The organism is Zhongshania sp., from assembly GCF_029212375.1.
GTDB lineage: Bacteria > Pseudomonadota > Gammaproteobacteria > Pseudomonadales > Spongiibacteraceae > Spongiibacter.
This window is the reverse complement of record NZ_JARGNU010000002.1, coordinates 122,145-142,975: the sequence shown is the minus strand read 5'-3', so window position 1 is coordinate 142,975 and position 20,831 is coordinate 122,145. Positions and strand designations below refer to the sequence as shown.

Below are 20,831 nucleotides of genomic sequence, written 5' to 3'. Positions count from 1 at the left end.
GGCGCCCCCTTTTTTTATATCGATTTAATGGCTACTCAGAATCTGGACTGCGATTAATGGGGCGGCCTGGCAAGCTTGGGAAATTGCGAACGTTACTGGTGCCACCCTCGGCATCAACAATTTTGCCAGCACCTTCTTTTTCCACTTCATCAATCCGCACAATAGAGTGCATTGGGATATAGCTACGCGTTACCCCATTAAATTCATTTTTGAGCTTTTCCTCACCCGGATTCACCACAATTTGGCTCTGCTCGCCAAACACAAACTCCTCAACTTCTATAAAGCCGTACATATCGCTTTGGTAAATCGCGCGCGCGTAGAGTTCATAGACCTTGTTGTTATTATTAAAAATAACTTTATAAATAGGAACTTGAGGCATAGTCTTTCCGTAGTTTAACAGCACTGCTTTAGCGAGAAATCGCACCGGAAAACCGGGTCGCGGATGATAGCATAAATTTGGCGAATCCACTGCACTTCTGGGTTTTAGACCACAATTTGGCTATAATGCCTCCCCAATTTTGTTTGCGGCCATTAGCGCCCCTAATTGTTTAAAAAAAATACTTATGTCAGAAACCAGCGAGACAGCAAGCACCCCTCTAGCACCTGAACTGATTGCCAGCTCAGCCAAGCCCAAAAAGGTGTTTATTAAAACCCAGGGTTGCCAGATGAATGAATACGATTCCTCACGTATTCAGGATTTGCTCGGGGTCAGCCACGGCATGATTCCCACCGACGATCCCAATGAAGCTGACGTGCTGCTGCTCAACACCTGCTCGATTCGCGAAAAGGCCCAAGAGAAGGTTTTTCACCAACTGGGCCGCTGGCGCAAACTCAAGGCCAAACGGCCAGATCTCATTATTGGTGTTGGCGGCTGCGTTGCCAGCCAAGAAGGCAGCGATATTGGTCGCCGCGCACCCTATGTTGATCTAATTTTTGGACCGCAGACCTTGCACCGCGTGCCGGCGATGCTAGACAGCAAAAAGCCCAACGGCCCGATCGTGGTCGATGTGACCTTTCCTGAGATTGAGAAATTCGACAATCTGCCCGAACCCAGCGTTGATGGCCCCAGCGCCTTTGTCTCGATTATGGAAGGCTGCTCAAAATACTGCACCTTTTGCGTAGTGCCCTATACCCGCGGTGAAGAAGTCAGCCGCCCGTTTGACGACGTTATTGCCGAAGTCGCTCAGCTTGCCGCCAAAGGCGTGCGCGAAGTTAATTTGCTCGGCCAAAACGTTAACGCCTATCGCGGCGTTAACCACGAAGACGATATTGTTGACTTTGCCGAACTGATCCACTTTGTGGCCCAAGTTCCAGGCATCGACCGCATTCGCTATACCACCTCGCACCCAGTGGAGTTCAGCGAGGCTTTAATTCAGGCTTATGCCACTGTGCCGCAATTGGTAGACCACCTACACCTGCCAGTACAGCACGGCAGCGACCGCATTTTGGCGGCGATGAAACGCGGCCACACCGCCGATGAATACCGCGCCAAAATTGCCAAGCTCAAAACTATTCGCCCCAATATTAGCCTGTCGTCTGACTTTATCATTGGTTTTCCCGGTGAGACCGATGAAGATTTCGAACACACCATGCAGCTAATTCGAGATATTGGCTTCGATCTCTCCTTCAGTTTTATTTACAGCGCCCGCCCTGGCACCCCCGCCGCGCAGCTACCCGATGAAACCCCAGAAGAAGTGAAAAAAGAACGCCTTGCAACGCTACAACAGCATATTTTGCAAAACGCGGCGCGAATCAGCCGGCAAATGGCGGGCACCACCCAGCGCATTCTGGTTACCGGCGCCTCCCGCAAAGATCCAGGTGAGCTGCAGGGTCGCACCGAAAACAACCGCGTGGTGAACTTTGCCTGTGCAGACCACAGCGTTATTGGCCAATTTGTAGACGTCAATATTTTAGAGGCCTACGCTAACTCCCTGCGCGGTGAGTTAATCAACTGAGCCCTGCCATATTGACGCCACAGCAAAGCGGTCTAATAATCGATGCAAGCATCGGTCTACGCCGCTTTTCGATCACACATTTTGCGCCGCAAACGCGGCATTCGGTGACTCATTGACTGCACAAGATATACAACGCGTTCTCACCCTTGAACCCAACGACACTCGCTTGCTGGCAGACCTCTGCGGCCAGCACGACAGCAACCTCAAAATGATAGAGCAGCGCCTGCACGTTCGCATCGGCGCGCGGGGCAATACCTTTCAGATTAACGGCCCCAACAATGCCGTTGACGATGCCGTGCAACTTATCAAACACTTGTATAACGAATCACTCGAAGGTAGCAGCCTAAACGCCGAGAGTGTGCACCTGCACCTGCAGGAAGCCGGCATTGAGCAAATCAGTAAACCCGTGGTTGCCGATCACCTGCCGGTGGTAATTCAAACCAAAAAGGGCAGCGTTAAACCCCGCGGCGAAAACCAGCAACGCTATGTAAAGTCGATTCAAAATTGCGATATTAATTTTGGCATTGGCCCCGCCGGTACCGGCAAAACCTATCTGGCGGTAGCCTGCGCGGTAGAGGCCTTAATTACCAATCAGGTACAGCGCATATTACTGGTGCGCCCAGCGGTGGAGGCTGGCGAAAAATTGGGCTTTTTACCCGGTGATCTGGCCCAGAAAATCGACCCGTATTTACGCCCGCTCTACGACGCCCTCTATGAAATGCTGGGTATGGAAACCGTCACCAAGCTTATTGAACGCAATATCATTGAAATTGCGCCGCTGGCCTTTATGCGCGGCCGCACCTTAAATGACTCGTATATTATTTTGGACGAAGCCCAAAACACCACGCGGGAGCAGATGAAAATGTTTCTAACCCGCATCGGCTTTGGCTCCACCGCAGTCATCACCGGCGACGCCACTCAGATCGATTTGCCCCGCGGCACACCCTCTGGCTTAGTACACGTAATGAAAGTACTCGGCGATATCGACGGCATTAGCATGACCCATTTTGCCGCCAAAGACGTGGTTCGCCACCCCTTGGTGCAGCGTATTGTTGAAGCCTACGCCGCTTTCGAAGCGAGCACTGGCGGCACTCAATGAGCCAAACCGATCTCGACCTCGATCTGCAAATTGCCTGCGAAGCTGGCAATTTGCCCAGCCAAGCGCAGTTTGAGCTGTGGGCGAGGGCAGCTTTGCAGGAGCACCGCGACGAGGCTGAACTTAGTATTCGCCTTGTAGATATAGCGGAAAGCGCCGAATTAAACCTGCAGTATCGGCAAAAGACGGGACCAACCAATGTACTGTCTTTTCCCGCCGATTTGCCCCCAGAACTGGAACTGCCACTACTGGGCGATCTGGCGATTTGCAAACAGGTGGTAGAGCGCGAGGCAAAAGAGCAGGGTAAAGCCTGTCACGACCACTGGGCGCACATGGTAATTCACGGTACACTCCATCTCCTCGGCTACGATCATATTGACGATGACGAGGCAGAAATTATGGAAGCGCTAGAAATTGCGCTTCTAAAAACGCTAACGATTAGCAACCCCTATACCCCCATATGCGAGGACAGCACCCAAAACCATGAGTGAAGATCGATCTAGCAACGATCCAAGTGACAAGTCTTGGATCGAGAAAATAGCCCATGCTTTTTCATCTGAACCCAAAACACGGGAAGATCTGTTTGAACTGCTTGCTGTCGCCAAACAGAATGAAGTCATTGATGACGATGCCATAAGCATTGTTGAAGGCGCCATGCATATCAGCGATATGCAGGCCCGCGAAATAATGATTCCACGCCCGCAGATGGTGGTTCTCAAGGCCGACCAACCCCTTAGTGAGCTACTGCCGATCATTATTGATACCGGCCACTCTCGCTATCCGGTCATTGGCGACACCCTCGATAATGTGCTCGGCATTCTGCTCTCTAAAGATTTGCTGCCACTGCTGTGGAAAACCCCCAACAGCGAAGACATCGACATTCGCGACGTGCTCCGCCCCGCTACCTTGGTGCCCGAGAGCAAACGCCTGAATGTGCTGCTGCGCGATTTCCGCGAAAAACGCCATCACATGGCGGTGGTTATTGACGAATACGGCGGCGCCGCTGGCCTGATTACCATCGAGGATATTCTCGAGCAAATCGTTGGCGATATTGAAGACGAATACGATGAAGATGACGACCTGCCAATTCGCAAAATCACCGACAACGATTTTGTGGTGCAGGCCCTAACCCCCATCGACGACTTTAACGACTACTTCAACGCCAAACTCAGCGACGAGGATTTCGACACCATCGGCGGCTTACTCCTTAAATCCTTTGGCTACCTGCCCACTCGCAACGAAGTGGCGCGCTTAGACAACTACGAGTTTAAGGTAGTGAACGCCGACAATCGTCAAATTCATTTATTACGCATGCGCCAAATAGCCGATATTAATAGCTAATCACAATTTTCACGCAATAATTCGACGGGGTTGCGGCGCCCCGTCAAACTAAATTCATGGTTTCGGTCTACACTGGCTTAATACACCGGTATTTTAACTGCACCCACGAGGTTTTCATGTTCGCGAATTTGTTCGACACCCTCAACAATATTGCCAATACCTTTATCGAATACGGAGCCTTGGTTTTTCTGCTCGCCCTGGCCGCAGGTATTGTCTACCTGATTTGCCTCTATATCAGCGATATCACCCAAACTCAGCATGCGATTCGGCGCAACTACCCTATCATTGGCCGCTTTCGCTATATCTTTGAACACCTAGGTGAATTCTTTCGCCAGTATTTCTTTGCCATGGACAGAGAGGAATTACCTTTTAACCGCTCGCAGCGCTCCTGGGTTTACCGCGCCGCCAAAAACGTCGACACCACCATTGCCTTTGGCTCCACGCGCCCGCTGAGCCAAAGCAATGAAGTACTGTTTATGAACTGTTTCTTTCCCACCCTCAGCCAAGACGCCGTGCCCACCCACGCGGTTACCATTGGCGAAAATTTCGCCAAACACCCCTATACCAGTTCTGCCATTTTCCATATTTCGGGTATGAGCTTTGGCGCCATTTCCAAACCCGCAATTCGCGCCCTTAGCGCCGGCGCCAAAGAAGCCGGCATTTGGTTGAACACTGGCGAAGGCGGCCTGTCGCCCTACCACTTGGAAGCGGGTTGCGACATTGTGTTTCAAATTGGCACCGCCAAGTACGGGGTGCGCGACCAAGATGGCCACCTCAGCGACGAAAAGCTCCGCAATATCGCCAGTCACCCCCAAGTGCGGATGATTGAAATAAAGCTCAGCCAAGGCGCCAAACCCGGCAAGGGCGGTATTCTGCCAGGCGGCAAGGTCACCGAAGAAGTCGCCAATATTCGCGGCATCGAGATTGGCAAAGACTCGATCAGCCCCAATGGCCACACCGACATTCACAGCATGGACGATCTGCTCGATATGATTGTGCGGATCCGCGAGATCACCGGCAAACCAGTTGGTTTCAAAGCCGTAGTCGGTTTTGCAGAGTGGCTAGATGAAATGTGCGAGGCCATTCACAAGCGCGGCCAAAAATACGCCCCCGACTTTATTACCATCGACAGTGCCGACGGTGGCACCGGCGCCGCGCCGCAAAGTTTGATGGATTACGTTGGCCTACCCATTCGTCGCAGCCTGCCCTTGGTGGTGGATAAACTCTGTGAATACAATTTGCGCAAGCGCATCAAGGTCATCGCCTCGGGCAAAATGATTAACCCAGCCGAAGCGGCATGGGCACTGTGCGTGGGCGCCGACTTTATCGTTAGCGCCCGTGGCTTTATGTTTGCGCTGGGCTGTATTCAAGCCCTGCAGTGCAATAAAAACACCTGCCCAACCGGTATCACCACCCACGACCCCGAACTCCAGCGCGGCCTCGACCCCACCAACAAAGCCACTCGCGTTAAGAATTACGCGCTCAATTTAATGCACGAAGTTGGCGTTATCGCCCACTCCTGCGGGGTTAAAGAAGCCCGCGCCCTACAGCGCAAACACGTGTACTTAATCGACAATAGCGGTAGCCCAGAGCCCCTAACTAATCGCTACCCAGAGCAAACGCCCAAACCCGAATACCTCATTGCCAGCACCGCCGAGCCAGCGCGCAGCGCAGCCAGCAGCCCAGTAAAAGATGCCACGCGACTGCCCGCCAACGACAAAGATATTCGTCAAGCCTGATTCATCGTAATGCGCTAGCGGTGAAGCTGGCGCATGGTTACACTAGGCCCTCGCTAAATTTGCCCTTCAGCTTGGATCAGCACCCTGTGGATACCCCGTCACTGCAATCTCCGTTACCGTTAAAATTTAGCCAGCTCCTATTTCTCGCCCTTGCCGGTGCCTGCATTCCCTTATCACTTGCGCCCTTCGATTGGTGGTGGACAGGTATATTGGTGATGGCGGCCTTGGCCGCGGGCCTCAATCGCGCTGGGCCCAAGCACAGCTTTTTACTGGGTTGGAGTTTTGGCAGCGGCAGCTTCTTAACTGGCGTGTCGTGGGTGTATATCGCCATGCATGACTTTGGCGCCACCCCCGCCTACCTCGCCCTGCCGATGACCGCAGTGTTTTGTGTTTTTCTGGGCCTAGTACCCGCGCTGTTTTGCTACGCCTACAGCCGCTGGGTGCGCGACGGCAAGGCCGGTCGCATCCTCGGCTTTGCGGCTATCTGGGTATTGTGCGAGTGGCTGCGCGGCTGGTTATTTACTGGCTTCCCGTGGCTGTATTTAGGTTATGGTCATCTTCACACCGCACTGGCGGGCTGGTCGCCGGTCGTTGGCGTGTACGGCCTCAGCTTTTGGGTTGCCCTGAGCGGCGCCGCCCTTGCCCAAGTGATTATCGCCCCGCCATCTGCCAAGCGGCCCAGTGTCGTCGCACTACTCGGCTGCGCACTGCTCTTTGGCCAAGGGTATTTGCTTGCGCAAAATGAATGGACGCAAGCAACAGCGAAGGAGCCCCTGCGCATTAGCGCGGTGCAGTCAAATATCTCCCAAGAAAAAAAATGGGCCTACACCCAGTATTGGGCAACATTGGAACTCTACGACCAAGCCTCAGAAAAACTGTGGGCAGACTCCGATTTAGTGATTTGGCCAGAGGCAGCCATTCCCGCGCTCTACCACAGTGCCCAATCCTTTTTTGACTATATCGCCGAGCGCGCCGCCGCCAATAACAGCGCCTTGATCACTGGGGTGCCCACTCGCTTTGACGAGAAGATGCACAACTCCGCCATGGTCATCAGCGGCGGCGAAGGCATTTACCACAAGCAGCGGCTGGTACCCTTTGGCGAATACGTGCCGCTTAGCAGCTATATTCAGGGGCTGTTAAAAATCTTCGATCTGCCGCTGTCCAGCTTTAGCCGCGGCGGTTCAGATCAGGCCCACCTCAGCGTTAAAGGCTGGCAGCTAGCGCCGTCCATTTGCTATGAAATTGCCTACCCAGATCTTATTGCCCAGAGCGCGCGCGATTCAGATGTGCTGTTTACTATTAGCAACGACGCTTGGTTTGGCCACTCCATAGGCCCCGACCAACACATGCAAATGGCGCAAATGCGCGCCCTAGAGAACGGCCGCGAGTTAATTCGGGTAACCAGCACCGGCATCAGCGCAATTGTTGACCACCACGGCAATATTCGCACTAGAGTGCCGTCGTTTACCCAAACCGCGCTGCGCGGTGAAGTCTACGCCCGCGAAGGCTCAACGCCTTTTACCCGCTACGGCTCCACCCCCATTATTTTATTGTGCTTCGTCCTTATTCTCTGCGCGCGGATCGGCGCCAAGCAATCGCCCCGCCCCAGCTAAGCTGCTAGAATAAGCGCCCTAAACTTTAACTGCCCGCTGTATAGAGAATTGACACTGCCAATGGACCATCAATACGCCCCCCGCGACATCGAAACCTCTGCCCAAACATTTTGGCATGAGCAAGGCAGCTTCACCGCTGTAGAAGATCCCAGTCGCGAAAAATACTACTGCTTGGCTATGTTTCCCTATCCCAGCGGCAAGCTTCATATGGGCCATGTTCGCAACTACAGCATCGCCGACGTAATCTCACGCTACCAGCGTATGCTTGGCAAAAATGTGCTACAGCCTATGGGTTGGGACGCTTTTGGCCTACCCGCTGAAAACGCCGCCGTTAAAAACAAAACTGCGCCCGCCAAGTGGACGGTAGAAAACATTGCCTATATGCGCGACCAGCTCAAACAGCTGGGCTTTGCCTACGACTGGAATCGCGAGCTTGCGACCTGCAAGCCCGATTACTATCGCTGGGAACAGTGGTTCTTCACCCGCCTTTACGAAAAAGGCATGGTCTACAAAAAGACCTCGGCAGTGAACTGGTGCCCCGTTGACGAAACCGTGCTGGCCAATGAGCAGGTTATCGACGGCTGCTGCTGGCGCTGCGACACCCAAGTACAGCGCAAAGAAATTCCTCAGTGGTTTATTAAAATCACCAGCTACGCAGAACAGTTAATCGACGACTTAGACCAACTCGACGGCTGGCCTGAGCAAGTTAAAACCATGCAGCGCAATTGGATTGGCCGCTCGCAGGGCGTGCAAATGCGCTTTGATTTAGAAGCCCCCGTTGCTGGCGCCGACAGCTTTGAGGTTTACACCACTCGCCCAGATACCCTGATGGGCGTGACCTATGTCAGCCTAGCCGCGGAGCACCCCATCGCCATTGAAGTGGCCAAAACCAATAGCGAACTGGCCGCCTTTATCGACAGCTGCCGCAATAGCTCGGTAGCCGAAGCTGATATGGCGACCATGGAAAAACGCGGCATGGCCACTGGCCTGCAAGCTCGCCACCCGCTAACTGGCGAGTTGGTGCCGGTATGGATCGCCAACTACGTGCTCATGGACTACGGCTCTGGTGCGGTTATGGCGGTACCCGCCCACGACCAGCGCGACTATGAATTCGCCAAAAAATACGGCCTTGGCATCAAGCAAGTTGTTGCCTCGGCAAACGACGAAGCCATCGACATCGACGTAGCGGCCTTTACCGAAAAAGGCGTGCTAATCAATTCCGGCGACTTTGACGGCCTCGATTTTACCGCGGCCTTCACTGCCATTTCGGACGCGCTCATCGCCCAAGACAAAGGCCGCGTGACCACTAATTACCGCCTGCGCGACTGGGGTGTTTCTCGCCAGCGCTACTGGGGCGCACCTATCCCCATGTTTAATTTACCCGAGGGCGGCGAGATTCCCGTGCCAGCCCACAAGCTGCCCATGCTGCTTCCCGAAGACGTAGAAATGGACGGCGTACAGTCGCCCATTAAAGCCGACACCGAGTGGCGTAAAGACGAACTCGACGGCAAGCCCGTAGAGCGCGAGACCGATACCTTTGACACCTTTATGGAGTCGTCGTGGTATTACGCCCGCTTCACCTGCCCCGACTTTGAAGACGGCATGCTCGACCCCGAGCGCGCCAATTACTGGCTACCGGTAGACCAATACGTGGGCGGCATCGAACACGCCATACTTCATTTGTTATATGCGCGTTTCTTCCACAAGCTGATGCGCGACGAAGGCCTAGTGAACTCTGACGAGCCATTTAAACAATTGCTCTGTCAGGGCATGGTGTTAAAAGACGGCACCAAGATGTCTAAGTCCAAGGGCAATACCGTCGACCCTCAAGCGCTGATCGAACAATACGGCGCCGACACCGTGCGCTTGTTCATTATGTTTGCCGCGCCGCCAGAGCAGAGCTTGGAGTGGTCAGACAGCGCCGTTGAAGGCGCCCACCGCTTCCTTAAGCGTCTGTGGAATTTGGCAGCTAGGCATTTAGATGCGGGTAGCCCAGCTACGCTAGATACCGCGAACTTGTCTGGCCTCCAGCAGGATTTGCGCCGCAAAACCCACGAAACCATTGCCAAGGTCAGCGATGACTTCGGTCGCCGTCTAACCTTTAATACCGCCATTGCCGCAGTAATGGAGTTGATCAACGACGTATCTCGCTTCCAAGCCCAAGGCCCGCAATGCTTGGCCGTTGAGCGTGAAGCCCTAGAGGCCGCCGTGCGTTTATTAGCGCCCATCGTGCCTCACATCAGCCACCAGCTGTGGATTAACTTGGGTCACAGCGAGGCGGTAATTGACGCGCCTTGGCCGCAGGTCGACGATGCTGCGCTAGTGCGCAACACCATTCAAATGGCAATACAGGTTAATGGTAAATTGCGCGCCACCATCGAAGTTGCCATTGACGCTGACGGTGACGCCATTAAAAAGCTGGCTAGAGAGCAGGAAAACGTTAAACGTTTTATTGGCGATTTAACCATTCGCAAAGAAATCCTAGTGCCTAAAAAATTGGTGAATATCGTTGCAAATTAAGCGCTTGAGAATATTACTGACTGTCGCCGGCTGCCTGTGGTTGACCGCCTGTGGCTTTGCGCTGCGCGGCAGCACGAGCTTGGCGGCTGATATGCAGCCGGTGTACATCAGTGCCGAGCGCGACAGCCAAGAGCTGAAACAATCGCTGAAGCGGCAGTTTGTAATAAATGATGTCGCCGTTACCAAGCGACGCGGTGAAGCCAAGCTTATTGTGGTGGTTAAACTGCTCGAAGAACAAAAGCGCAGCGCCGCGCTGGATCGTGAAGCAAGGGATGCAGAATACGCCCTTTACGAATCTGCCAGCGTTGAACTGCAAAGCCCCGACGGTAAGAATTTAAAGGGCCCCCATACCCTTCAGCAGCGCCGCTTAATTGTGAACGACCCCGACAATCCGGTGGGCGAAGAAACCGAATCCACCATCGTTCGCGACGAGATGCGCGAGCAACTCAGTATTCGTCTGGCCCGTCAGGTGGAATACTGGTCAAACCAACTGCAAGCCAAGCCCTGATGAAACTGCGCCCCGAGCAATTAGCTGCGCAGCTCGATAAATCACTAGCGCCTGTCTATTTGGTGTGTGGCGATGAGCTGCTCATCACCCAAGAGTGCTGCGACACCATTCGTCAGCACTGCCGCCAGCAGGGTATACACGAGCGTGAAGTACTCAATGTTGAGCGTGGGTTTGACTGGGGGCAGCTTATTGACTCTGGGCAATCAATGTCGCTGTTCGCCGAGCGTAAGCTAATCGAGCTGCGCCTAGGCAATAGTAAAATGGACCAGAAAAGCTCGGCGATACTGCAAGAATATTTAAAGAATGTCGACGGCAGTAATATTTTGTTGGTCAGCTGCGGCAAACTCGACAGCCGCAGCATGAATAGCAAGTGGGTAAAAGCCCTAGATGCAGCGGGCGCCGTCATTCAGGTATGGCCTATTGAGCGTCAACATTTGGGTAACTGGATTATGCAGCGCATGCGCAGTATCGACCTAAAAGCCGAGCCTGATGCAGTGCAATTACTCGCCGACCGCGTTGAAGGTAATCTGCTTGCCGCCGACCAAGAAATCTCCAAACTGAAAATTTTGGCGGGCGATCGCACCATCACCGCAGAGGTGGTGGCCAGCGCCGTGGCGAGCAGCGCGCGCTATGACATTTTTAAACTTATCGACGCCGCCCTTGCCGGCCAAGCTGGCAGCGCACTGCAAATGCTCAACAGCCTACTGGCCGAAGGTGGCGAAGAAATTGCCATGCTCGGCGCTATTGTCAGAGAAATTCGCGGTCTCTATGCCTGCGCGCAAATGCTTGAGCAAGGCCAGAGTATCGACAAGGCTTTAGATAGCCAACGGGTGTGGGACAAGCGCAAGGGTTTATATAAAAACACGCTGCGCCGCTTAAAGAGCCGCCAACTGGGCGCGCTATTACAACTCGCAACCCGCATTGATGCCGCCCAAAAAGGCCAAAGCGATGAAAATGCCCAGCTGCTATTCAGCAACCTCGTCTCCGCCCTTGCCGGTCAACGGCTTATCGGCAGTAGCCTAGCGCGCTAAACGTTTTCGCATACCCAAGCTACGCTTGGGCCCTGCACTTTACACCTACTTAAGCAGCGCCAAATCAGCTTGTAAATCGGCGCGGTAAGAAGAGCGTACCATTGGTGCGCTGGCCACGCTTTTAAAGCCCAACTCTTTTGCGATACGGCCAAACTCTTCAAACTCTTCTGGTGTCACAAAGCGGTCAACGGGCAAGTGATCTCGACTGGGCTGAAGATACTGGCCCATTGTGATCATGTCGATATCATGGGCGCGCATGTCTTTCATGACCTGAATCAGTTCTTCGGCGGTTTCGCCCAAGCCCAGCATTAAACCAGATTTAGTTAGCACGTCGGGGCGGCGCTCTTTGTATTTTTTAAGCAGATCCAGCGACCACTGATAATCAGAGCCGGGACGAATTTTTTTATACAAACTGGGCACGGACTCCAGATTGTGGTTGAACACATCGGGCGCTTCTTTTTCGAGAATATCCAGTGCGATGTCCATGCGACCACGGAAGTCTGGCACCAGTATTTCGATACGAATTTTAGGGCTGCGCTCGCGGGTTTCGCGGATACATTCGGCAAAGTGCTGGGCGCCGCCGTCGCGCAAATCATCGCGGTCTACCGAGGTAATAACTACGTATTTAAGCTGCATTTCAGCAATGGCTTCGGCCAATTCCCGCGGTTCATTTTCTGCCAAGGCATTGGGGCGACCGTGGGCGACATCGCAGAACGGGCAGCGACGGGTGCAAATTTCACCCATAATCATAAAGGTAGCGGTGCCGCCACTAAAGCACTCACCTAGGTTTGGGCAGGCCGCTTCTTCACACACCGATGCCAATTTGTGCTTGCGCAAAATACTTTTAATTCGCCCAACTTCTGGGCCAGCGGGCATTTTTACCCGAATCCACGACGGCTTTGTTGGCAACTCTACAGTGGGGATAACCTTAATGGGAATACGAGCTACTTTTTCTGCCCCACGCAGTTTCTCGCCCTGCACGACCACCTTTTTAGCCGCTTTACTGGCCACAGATTTAGCAATGATTTCAACGCCAGTTTGATTCGTTTCAGTTTCCATAATTACCCCAACATCTCCGGCAGCCTATGTTCAGCCGCCTCTCGACAGTTTGTATAGCCCAGCAGCTCCGCCAATGCGGTACTCAGCGCTTGAATTAATTCGGTTTGCGACGGCGGCGCAATGCTGCGCTGACGACGAATATCGCTCACTTCCATACCCTGATGACCACAGGGATTGATGCGTAAAAACACGCTTAAATCCATATCGATATTCAAGCTTAAGCCATGAAATGTACTGCCCCTACGCACCCGCAAGCCCAATTGGGCTATCTTGGCACCGCTGTCCAGATAAACACCTGGCGCATCGGCGCGGGGATGAGCGGCAATACCGAGTTCGGCCAATACCGCGACAATGCTATTTTCAATTGCGGTAACTAAATCACGAATACCTATTCCCAGCCGGCGCAGATCAATTAACACATAACCCACTAACTGACCGGGACCGTGATACGTTACCTGCCCGCCGCGATCTACCTGTACCACCGGAATATCGCCGGGCATCAAAATATGCTCAGCCTTACCCGCTTGACCTTGCGTAAACACTGCATCGTGCTCTAGAAACCACAGTTCGTCTGGGCTGTTTGCATCGCGAATATCGGTGTAGTGCTGCATTGCGCGCCACACCGGCTCGTAAGCTTGGCGGCCAAGTTTACGCACATAAATTGTGTTGGGGCGGCTCATCAGAGCACCATTTTAACGATGCCGGTCGCTTTTAGATCAGTGAAAATATTGTCTAACTGAGGCTTGCCAGTAGCCGTAATGGTAACGGTAACAGACACAAAGCGACCTTCACTGCTGGCGCGCTCGGTAATAATGGTTTCGTCAAATTCACCGGCGTGAACGCGCATAATTTCAATAACACGCTCACGCAAATTGGCGTCACCATGGCCTATCACTTTTATCGGATAGGCGCAGGGAAATTCTAATAGTGGGGTTTGCTCACTCATAAGACCATCCGCGCCGCCAGCAGCGGCGCTTTATTAAAACCAATCGCGGATTAAACCAGCGTGACTTAAGAAACTATCTTTAAGTAATTAGCTTTAAGAAACCAAATTCAGGAAGAACAGCACAATGCTATCCCACAGGCGCTTAAATATACCGCCCTCTTCTACTGCGGCCAGCGCCACTAACGGCACTCGCACTTTTTCAGCGCCGTCCAAGCTCACGACCAACTCGCCGTATTCTTCGTCGGCGGCTATTGGCGCGGTAAGCACTTCGTCTACCACCAACTGCGCGTCAAGGGCTTCGCTCTTACCGCGGGGAATGGTCATATAGACATCTTTCTGAACACCAAGAATGACGGTATCGCTGTCGCCCTTCCACACCTTGCTGCGGGTCAATTCGCTGCCGGCGGCATAAAGATGATGCGTTTCAAAATAGCGAAAACCATAAGACAGTAATTTTTGGGTTTCGCGCTCCCGAGCAGCGGTGCTGCTGGCCCCCATGACCACCGAGATCAAACGCATACCTTCGCGCTTAGCCGACGTTACCAAGCAGTAACCCGCTTCAGCGGTGTGCCCTGTTTTTAGGCCATCAACACTAGGGTCGCTCCACAACAAACCGTTGCGGTTACTCTGCCGGATGCCGTTGTAAACAAAATCATGTTCGCTGTACAGTTCATACTCTTTAGGAAAGCCGATAATTGCCTTGGCTAACAGCGCTAAATCCCGCGCCGAGGTGTAGTGCTCAGGGTCTGGCAAGCCGTGGGAATTCATATAATGGCTGTTTTTCATGCCCAGCATACCGGCATGCTGGTTCATGATGCCGGCAAAGGCATCTTCACTGCCGGCAATATGCTCGGCGACGGCCACGCTGGCATCATTACCAGACGAAATCACCACACCTTTATGCAGCTCGTGCAGTGGCACTTGCTTGCCTACTTCAATCCACATTAACGACGAACCATTAAAAATGGGGTTTTGCGCCCAGGCATTTTTACTGATGGTGACCATATCGTCGTTGCTGACTTCGCCGCGTTCTAACTCGTAAGACAGCACATAGCTGGTCATTAATTTGGTTAGACTGGCGGGAGGCAGACGTTCGTCGGCATTATGCTCAATAAGTACTTCACCGCTATTGGCATCCATTAGCAGGTAGGCTGACGCCGCCACACTCGGTGCCGCTGGAATAAGATTAGCCTGCGCCCACGCGCCAGATGACATAATTAAAGTCGCAGTGAAAGCGAAAAACGTTTGCTTAAACATAATACCCTTTTCAAATTTTGTTAATGATTTACGAGTCGTTGGCCTCTACCACTAAATGAGGCTCGCCTGACCAATGCTGTTTTAAAACTTTTTTCGCAGCTTGGGCCGACGAATAGTCAGCAAACGGCCCCACCCGCACACGGTGCAAATCGCTGCCGTGCTGATTGTTACCACTGGCGATTAATACTGGATAAGCTAAGCCTACACTTAAACTGCGCTGTAACTCAGCCGCCGACGCTAATTGTTTAAACGCGCCAACTTGTAAATAATAACGCGTGACATCTGCAGCCGACACCACAGCACTATTATCCGTGTCTATGACCTCAATTTCCACTGGCGCCGTGCCCTGATCGGAAAAACCCAGTTTCACTGCCGCCGCATACGACAAATCCATGATGCGATCAGAGTGGAATGGGCCACGATCGTTAACCCGCACAACAGCGGTACGGCCATTACGCAAATTAGTCACTTTGACATAAACCGGTATTGGCAGAGTGCGATGCGCCGCACTCATGTTGTAGAGGCTGTAGGTTTCGCCATTGGACGTGGCGTGACCATCAAACTTAGTGCCATACCAAGAGGCAATACCCCGCGCCTTGTAGCTGCGGTAATTGTTGAGCAAAACATATTCTTTGCCATTAACCACATAGGGGCTGATATTTCCCGATGTTCTAATGGGCTCATGCTTGGGAATCGCGTCGACAATAGTAGCTGGATCCAACCGCCGCAAGGGCGCGCCGTCATGCTCCTGCTGATAGCGTGAGCTACCTTTGCGCGGCGGCGTAGCCGACACACCATCGTCGCTATTAGGTAGTGGCGCTACTGGCGCACAAGCCACCAGCAGTGACAATCCAGCTAGGCAAAATAGACCGCGTAATCTCAAGATTCAGGAGTCCCATTAACCTGGGCAGCAATCAATTGGCTTAACTGGTATGCAGCCATTGCATACATTGCACTGTGGTTGTAGCGGGTAATCACATAAAAATTTTGCAAACCAATCCAGTATTCATCGCCTTCATCGCCGTCGAGTTTCATGACCGTTGCTTTTAATTCCGGCGGTAGAGCGCGATCACTGCCGATGCCCGCTTTACTCAACTGCAACACCGTCTTCTCTGGTTTTAGGCCAGCATTAAACAAGCTGGTATCGGCATTTTTTTTCAATACCGCGCCACTCACCACCGGTTGGCCAGCACGCCAGCCGTGACGTTTGAAGTAATTTGCGACACTGCCAATGGCATCGACCGGATTATTGACAATATCGATTTTGCCATCCCCATCAAAATCCACCGCGTAGGCGCGGTAGCTGCTGGGAATAAATTGACCAAAACCCATGGCGCCAGCGTAAGAGCCTTTCAGGTCAAAGGGATCAAAGCCCTGCTCCCGAACCATAAGCATATATTCCTCTAACTGACCGAGGAAAAAGCTGCTGCGACGGGGAAAATCAAAGCCTAAGGTTGCCAGCGCATCCACCACGCGGTAGCTACCTTTATTGCGACCGAAGCGGGTTTCAACACCAATAATGCCGACAATCATCGACGCTGGCACACCGTATTCTTGCTCAGCGCGGGCCAAAGTCTTGCGATGCTCCCGCCAAAACTCAGCGCCCTGCGCGACACGATCATCTTGGATAAATATTTTTCGGTAGCGACCCCACGTCATTACCGACTCAGCGGGGCGTGACATAGCGTCCAATATGGACTGTTTGGGCTCGGCTTGCTTTAGTACCGCCACCACCCAGTCACGGTCGAAATTATGCTTTTCAACCATGGTTTTAATAAAGGCTTCAGAGCCGGAATGCGCGCTGTAATCAGCCAGCGCTGGCGCAGACAGCATTAGCGCCGCAATGGCGCCGCCAAGCAACTGTTTCACGGTGGTTTTTAGTTTATTTTGGTTTTTCACAGTCAATCCTATTATCACTGATGCACTAAGCGCTCGTCGGCGCAGATACCCATCAAAATTCCAAACCCCACCAATAGTGTTACCAGTGAAGTACCGCCCTGACTCACCAGCGGTAGAGGCACCCCTACCACGGGCAGTAAACCCGAGACCATTCCCATGTTTACAAAGACATAGACAAAGAAAGTTAGAATAATACTCCCGCCTAATAAGCGACCGAAGCATTGTTTTGCCTGACTCGCGATCCACAGACCGCGACTCACGATCAGGCCATAGAGTAACAATAACAGCAATACCCCACGCAAACCGAATTCCTCGGCGAGTACCGCGATGATAAAGTCAGTGTGACTCTCGGGCAAAAAGTCTAAATGTGATTGAGTGCCAAGCAGCCAACCCTTACCTTCAAAACCGCCAGAACCTATCGCAGTTTTCGACTGAATAATATTCCAGCCAGCGCCGAGCTTGTCGCTCTCTGGACTTAGCATGGTCAAAATCCGCTGGCGCTGGTAGTCGTGCAGCACAAACTCCCACATTGGGTAGGCCATCATCGCCAGCAACCCAAAACAAGAAAATATAAACCCCCAGCTAATCCCTGCCAGAAATAACACAAAAATACCGGAGGTTGCGATTAATATCGAGGTGCCCAAATCTGGCTGAATGACGATAAGTCCGGTTGGAATAAATATCAGCGCAAGGCTTATAAAGGTATGCCGAAAGCCAGGCGGCAGTGGGTGGGTAGACAAATACCAAGCCACCGCCATTGGCATCACCAATTTAGCGATTTCAGAGGGCTGAAAACGAAAACCGCCCACCCCCAGCCAGCGCTGGGCACCCTTTGCCCCCACGCCAACAAAATCCACCGCCAACAGCAAACCGACACACACAATATAAGCAAAGGGCGCCCAACGCTGTAACTGTTCGGGGTGCAGCTGGGCCACCAATATCATCACCACAAAGGCCACCGACAAATAGCGGCCCTGGCGCAATACCGTCGCCATGCTGCCATCGCTGGCGCTGTATAAAACCACTAAGCCCACGCCACTTAATATCAATAGCAGCACTAGGAGCGGGATATCAATACGCAGCCGCTGGCTAATAGTACGCTGACTGCTAATACTGCGATTACTGCCCGGCAATTGACGCACAAAATCGGAATTATTCATCTACCCACACCTCAGGCGTGATATCCATCGACGGTGGAACGGTTTTAGGCTCGCCAATTAAAAAGGCTTCAAACACTTTCCTCGCTGCAGGCCCCGCTACACTGCCGCCGTGCTCACCGTTTTCAATAACTACCGATACCGCAATTTTAGGGTCTTCTGCCGGCGCAAAGGCCACAAACAATGCGTGATCCCAATTGCGCTTTTTCATGGCGCTGGAATCGTATTTTTCACCAGCGGCAATACCCACTACCTGGGCGGTACCGGTTTTAGCTGCCATACGGTAAGTTAATCCCGCTTTTAGGCCTCTAGCCGTCCCTTGGGAACCTGCCACCACCTCTTCCATTGATTGGGTAATGGCATCCCAATAAGCGTCAGGCACGTCGTCCATACGCCCCAATAGCGGCGCCACCACCTTTTCACCGTCAACCGACGCCAACAGCCGCGGCGCTCGCAATTCACCCCGCGAGGCAATAACCGAGGTCGCCACCGCTAATTGCAGCGGTGTAGCCAACATAAAGCCCTGACCAATTCCCACACTAATGGTTTCGCCCGGATACCAGTGGCTGTTGCGCACTTCTTCCTTCCACGCTCGCGACGGCAGGATGCCACTGCGCTCGTTGGTGTTGTCGATGCCAGTTGGCACCCCTAAACCAAAGCGCACCCCAAAATCATGGAGACGGTCGATACCCAGCTTATAAGCTAACTCATAAAAATACACATCGCAGGACTGCACAATCGCCTGCTCTAAATTGACTGAAGCGCCGTGCCCACCCCGTTTCCAATCTCGATAACGGCGACTGTCATTGGGCAGACTAAACCAACCGGGATCAGACACACGGGTCGTCGGTGTGACCATGCCATAATGCAAACCCGCCAAGCCCCAAATGGGCTTGATCGTTGATGCGGGCGGATACTGGCCCTGCAATGCGCGATTATAGAGCGGCAGGTCGGGATCATTTTGCAAGGCATTATAATCAGTACTACTAATGCCGTTAACAAACAAATTGGCGTCGTAGCTCGGGGTACTCACCATGGCAATAATGCCGCCCGTGCGCGGATCCATCGCCACAATCGCGCCACGCTGGCCCTCTAGAGCCTCAAAGGCGACCTGCTGCACATAGGCATCGACACTGAGATGGATATCACCGCCCGGCTGGGGATCGTGGCGCTCTAATACCCGCAGAATACGGCCGTGAGCGTTACTCTCTACGTTTTGGTAACCCACTGTGCCGTGGAGTAATTCCTCGTAGTATTTTTCTAAACCAATTTTACCAATATGGTGGGTACCGCTGTAATTTACCGGATCGATCTCGTCAAGCTCGCGCTCACTTATTCGACCAACATAGCCCAGCACGTGAGCAAATAACTCGCCATGGGGATAATGCCGCACTAATTGAGCGTCGATCTCAACCCCAGGAATACGGTAGCGATTAACCGCTATTTTGGCGATTTCATCTTCACTCACCCGAAACTTTAGGGGTACGGCTTCATAGGGCCGACGCCGAGTTAAGCGCTTGCGAAACTGCTCAATATCGTCTTCTTCAAGGGCAACCAGCTCGCCGATAATCGCCAAGGTTTCATCCAGCGATTCCACCCGTTCTTTCACTACGGTGAGGGTATAGCTGGGAATATTCTCGGCTAGCAGCACGCCATTGCGGTCAAAAATCAAGCCGCGCTTGGGCGCGATGGGCAAAAGTTGAATGCGATTGCGGTCGGAATGGGTTTTATAAATATTGTAATCGGCAATTTGCAGCTGGCCATAGCGAGCAATCAAAATCGACGTCATCACCACCACAAACACAATCGAGATCGCCACGCGATAGCGGTACACTCGGCGCTCGTAATGGGTATTTTTAAGCTGTTGGCGCCTAGTCATGAGGCAGTCATCAACGGTGGTAAGGGTGGTTGTTATTAATGGTCCACGCTCGGTAAAGCTGCTCTGCAAATAATACCCGCACCAGCGGATGCGGTAGGGTCATTGCCGACAATGACCACTTCTGGCGCGCCAAGGCCAAACACGTCGGACTCAGACCGTCGGGGCCACCAACCAAAATACTGATATTGTCGCCCTCCATTTGCCAGCGGGCTAAGGCCTCGGCTAAGCTTTCGGTGCTCACGGCTTTACCCAGCACATCAAGCGCAATAACGCGGTCGCCACTGGGGATTGCCGCGGTCATCGCCTCGCCTTCTTGGGCAATGGCGCGGCGAATATCGGTGTTTTTACCCCGTTTAGGCAGAGGTAACTCTTTGATATCAAATTGAATCTCGGCAGGCAGCCGCTTGCGGTACTCAGCAACGCCCTCCTCAACCCACGCTGGCATTTTAGTGCCAATGCAAATCAAGCTAACTCGCATCAGGCTCTGAACCTGGTTCTGAGCCCAGCTCTGGCACCTGCCACAGGCGCTCAAGATCATAAAACAGCCGCGCTTCCGGCAACATGACGTGCACTACCACATCGCCAAAATCGACAAGTACCCAGTCGCCAGTGTCCTGACCTTCCATGCCAATTGGCACAATGCCCTTCTTTTTAGCTTCAACCCAGGTGTTATCTGCTAGCGATTTAACATGCCGGTTCGAGGTGCCACTACACACCACCATATAGTCGGTAACGCCACTTACGCCGCGCACATCGATGGCCACAATATCTCGACCTTTTACATCTGTAAGCGCTTCCAGCACCAGATTCTTGAGTTGTTCAACGTCCATC

At 52.9% G+C, this 20,831-nt stretch carries 20 protein-coding genes; 9 read left to right on the top strand and 11 right to left on the bottom strand.

Annotated elements, in window-relative coordinates; translation table 11 throughout:
- Positions 1 to 31: 31 nt before the first annotated feature.
- Positions 32 to 379, bottom strand: a complete 348-nt coding sequence (locus tag P1U47_RS02720; protein ID WP_301027013.1) for a DUF1820 family protein — start codon at positions 377 to 379, stop codon at positions 32 to 34.
- Between the two features lie 184 nt (positions 380 to 563).
- On the opposite strand from P1U47_RS02720, the gene miaB reads away from it, so the two are divergent.
- The 9 genes from miaB (at position 564) to holA (ending at position 11,803) form a co-directional block, all read left to right on the top strand.
- Positions 564 to 1,955, top strand: a complete 1,392-nt coding sequence (miaB, locus tag P1U47_RS02715; protein WP_301027011.1) for a tRNA (N6-isopentenyl adenosine(37)-C2)-methylthiotransferase MiaB — start codon at positions 564 to 566, stop codon at positions 1,953 to 1,955.
- A gap of 112 nt (positions 1,956 to 2,067) precedes the next feature.
- On the top strand, positions 2,068 to 3,054 hold the full coding sequence (locus P1U47_RS02710) for a PhoH family protein (RefSeq protein WP_301027010.1): 987 nt from the start codon (positions 2,068 to 2,070) through the stop codon (positions 3,052 to 3,054).
- Positions 3,051 to 3,542 carry an rRNA maturation RNase YbeY gene (ybeY, locus tag P1U47_RS02705; protein ID WP_301027009.1) on the top strand — a complete coding sequence of 164 codons (492 nt, stop codon included), beginning with the start codon at positions 3,051 to 3,053 and terminating at the stop codon, positions 3,540 to 3,542. Before P1U47_RS02710 ends, ybeY begins: the two co-directional genes overlap by 4 nt.
- Complete coding sequence (locus tag P1U47_RS02700; protein WP_301027008.1) at positions 3,535 to 4,392, top strand: transporter associated domain-containing protein; 858 nt, start codon at positions 3,535 to 3,537, stop codon at positions 4,390 to 4,392. The genes ybeY and P1U47_RS02700 overlap by 8 nt, the downstream gene beginning before the upstream one ends.
- 116 nt (positions 4,393 to 4,508) lie before the next feature.
- Positions 4,509 to 6,131, top strand: a complete 1,623-nt coding sequence (locus P1U47_RS02695) for an FMN-binding glutamate synthase family protein (protein ID WP_301027007.1) — start codon at positions 4,509 to 4,511, stop codon at positions 6,129 to 6,131.
- Between the two features lie 86 nt (positions 6,132 to 6,217).
- A complete protein-coding gene (lnt, locus tag P1U47_RS02690) occupies positions 6,218 to 7,744 on the top strand; it encodes an apolipoprotein N-acyltransferase (RefSeq protein ID WP_301027006.1) in 1,527 nt (508 codons plus the stop codon).
- Positions 7,745 to 7,804: 60 nt separating this feature from the next.
- The gene (gene leuS, locus P1U47_RS02685; RefSeq protein ID WP_301027005.1) at positions 7,805 to 10,264 is read left to right on the top strand and encodes a leucine--tRNA ligase; all 2,460 of its coding nucleotides are present in this window, start codon (positions 7,805 to 7,807) and stop codon (positions 10,262 to 10,264) included.
- Positions 10,254 to 10,772: an LPS assembly lipoprotein LptE gene (lptE, locus tag P1U47_RS02680; protein WP_301027004.1), complete on the top strand. Its 519-nt coding sequence runs from the start codon at positions 10,254 to 10,256 to the stop codon at positions 10,770 to 10,772. Before leuS ends, lptE begins: the two co-directional genes overlap by 11 nt.
- On the top strand, positions 10,772 to 11,803 hold the full coding sequence (holA, locus tag P1U47_RS02675) for a DNA polymerase III subunit delta (RefSeq protein ID WP_301027003.1): 1,032 nt from the start codon (positions 10,772 to 10,774) through the stop codon (positions 11,801 to 11,803). Before lptE ends, holA begins: the two co-directional genes overlap by 1 nt.
- A gap of 45 nt (positions 11,804 to 11,848) precedes the next feature.
- Here the strand turns inward: holA and lipA are convergent, their stop codons facing one another.
- The 10 genes from lipA to rsfS all read right to left on the bottom strand — a co-directional run bounded on the left by lipA (position 11,849) and on the right by rsfS (position 20,830).
- Positions 11,849 to 12,862: a lipoyl synthase gene (lipA, locus tag P1U47_RS02670; RefSeq protein WP_301027002.1), complete on the bottom strand. Its 1,014-nt coding sequence runs from the start codon at positions 12,860 to 12,862 to the stop codon at positions 11,849 to 11,851.
- A 2-nt stretch (positions 12,863 to 12,864) separates the two neighbouring features.
- The gene (gene lipB, locus P1U47_RS02665; RefSeq protein ID WP_301027001.1) at positions 12,865 to 13,542 is read right to left on the bottom strand and encodes a lipoyl(octanoyl) transferase LipB; all 678 of its coding nucleotides are present in this window, start codon (positions 13,540 to 13,542) and stop codon (positions 12,865 to 12,867) included.
- The gene (locus P1U47_RS02660) at positions 13,542 to 13,808 is read right to left on the bottom strand and encodes a DUF493 domain-containing protein (protein ID WP_301027000.1); all 267 of its coding nucleotides are present in this window, start codon (positions 13,806 to 13,808) and stop codon (positions 13,542 to 13,544) included. Before P1U47_RS02660 ends, lipB begins: the two co-directional genes overlap by 1 nt.
- Positions 13,809 to 13,901: 93 nt before the next feature.
- On the bottom strand, positions 13,902 to 15,065 hold the full coding sequence (locus P1U47_RS02655) for a D-alanyl-D-alanine carboxypeptidase family protein (RefSeq protein WP_301026999.1): 1,164 nt from the start codon (positions 15,063 to 15,065) through the stop codon (positions 13,902 to 13,904).
- A 28-nt stretch (positions 15,066 to 15,093) separates the two neighbouring features.
- A complete protein-coding gene (locus tag P1U47_RS02650; protein WP_301026998.1) occupies positions 15,094 to 15,948 on the bottom strand; it encodes a septal ring lytic transglycosylase RlpA family protein in 855 nt (284 codons plus the stop codon).
- Positions 15,945 to 16,964: a lytic murein transglycosylase B gene (mltB, locus tag P1U47_RS02645; protein ID WP_301026997.1), complete on the bottom strand. Its 1,020-nt coding sequence runs from the start codon at positions 16,962 to 16,964 to the stop codon at positions 15,945 to 15,947. The genes P1U47_RS02650 and mltB overlap by 4 nt, the downstream gene beginning before the upstream one ends.
- Before the next feature lie 14 nt (positions 16,965 to 16,978).
- Entirely contained in the window at positions 16,979 to 18,124 is a 1,146-nt protein-coding gene (gene rodA / locus P1U47_RS02640) for a rod shape-determining protein RodA (protein WP_301026996.1), read from the bottom strand.
- A complete protein-coding gene (gene mrdA, locus P1U47_RS02635; protein ID WP_301026995.1) occupies positions 18,117 to 20,000 on the bottom strand; it encodes a penicillin-binding protein 2 in 1,884 nt (627 codons plus the stop codon). Before mrdA ends, rodA begins: the two co-directional genes overlap by 8 nt.
- A 10-nt stretch (positions 20,001 to 20,010) precedes the next feature.
- Positions 20,011 to 20,478, bottom strand: coding sequence for a 23S rRNA (pseudouridine(1915)-N(3))-methyltransferase RlmH (gene rlmH / locus P1U47_RS02630; protein WP_301026994.1), 468 nt, complete (start codon positions 20,476 to 20,478; stop codon positions 20,011 to 20,013).
- Positions 20,468 to 20,830, bottom strand: a complete 363-nt coding sequence (rsfS, locus tag P1U47_RS02625; RefSeq protein ID WP_301026993.1) for a ribosome silencing factor — start codon at positions 20,828 to 20,830, stop codon at positions 20,468 to 20,470. The genes rlmH and rsfS overlap by 11 nt, the downstream gene beginning before the upstream one ends.
- Between the last annotated feature and the right edge of the window lies 1 nt (position 20,831).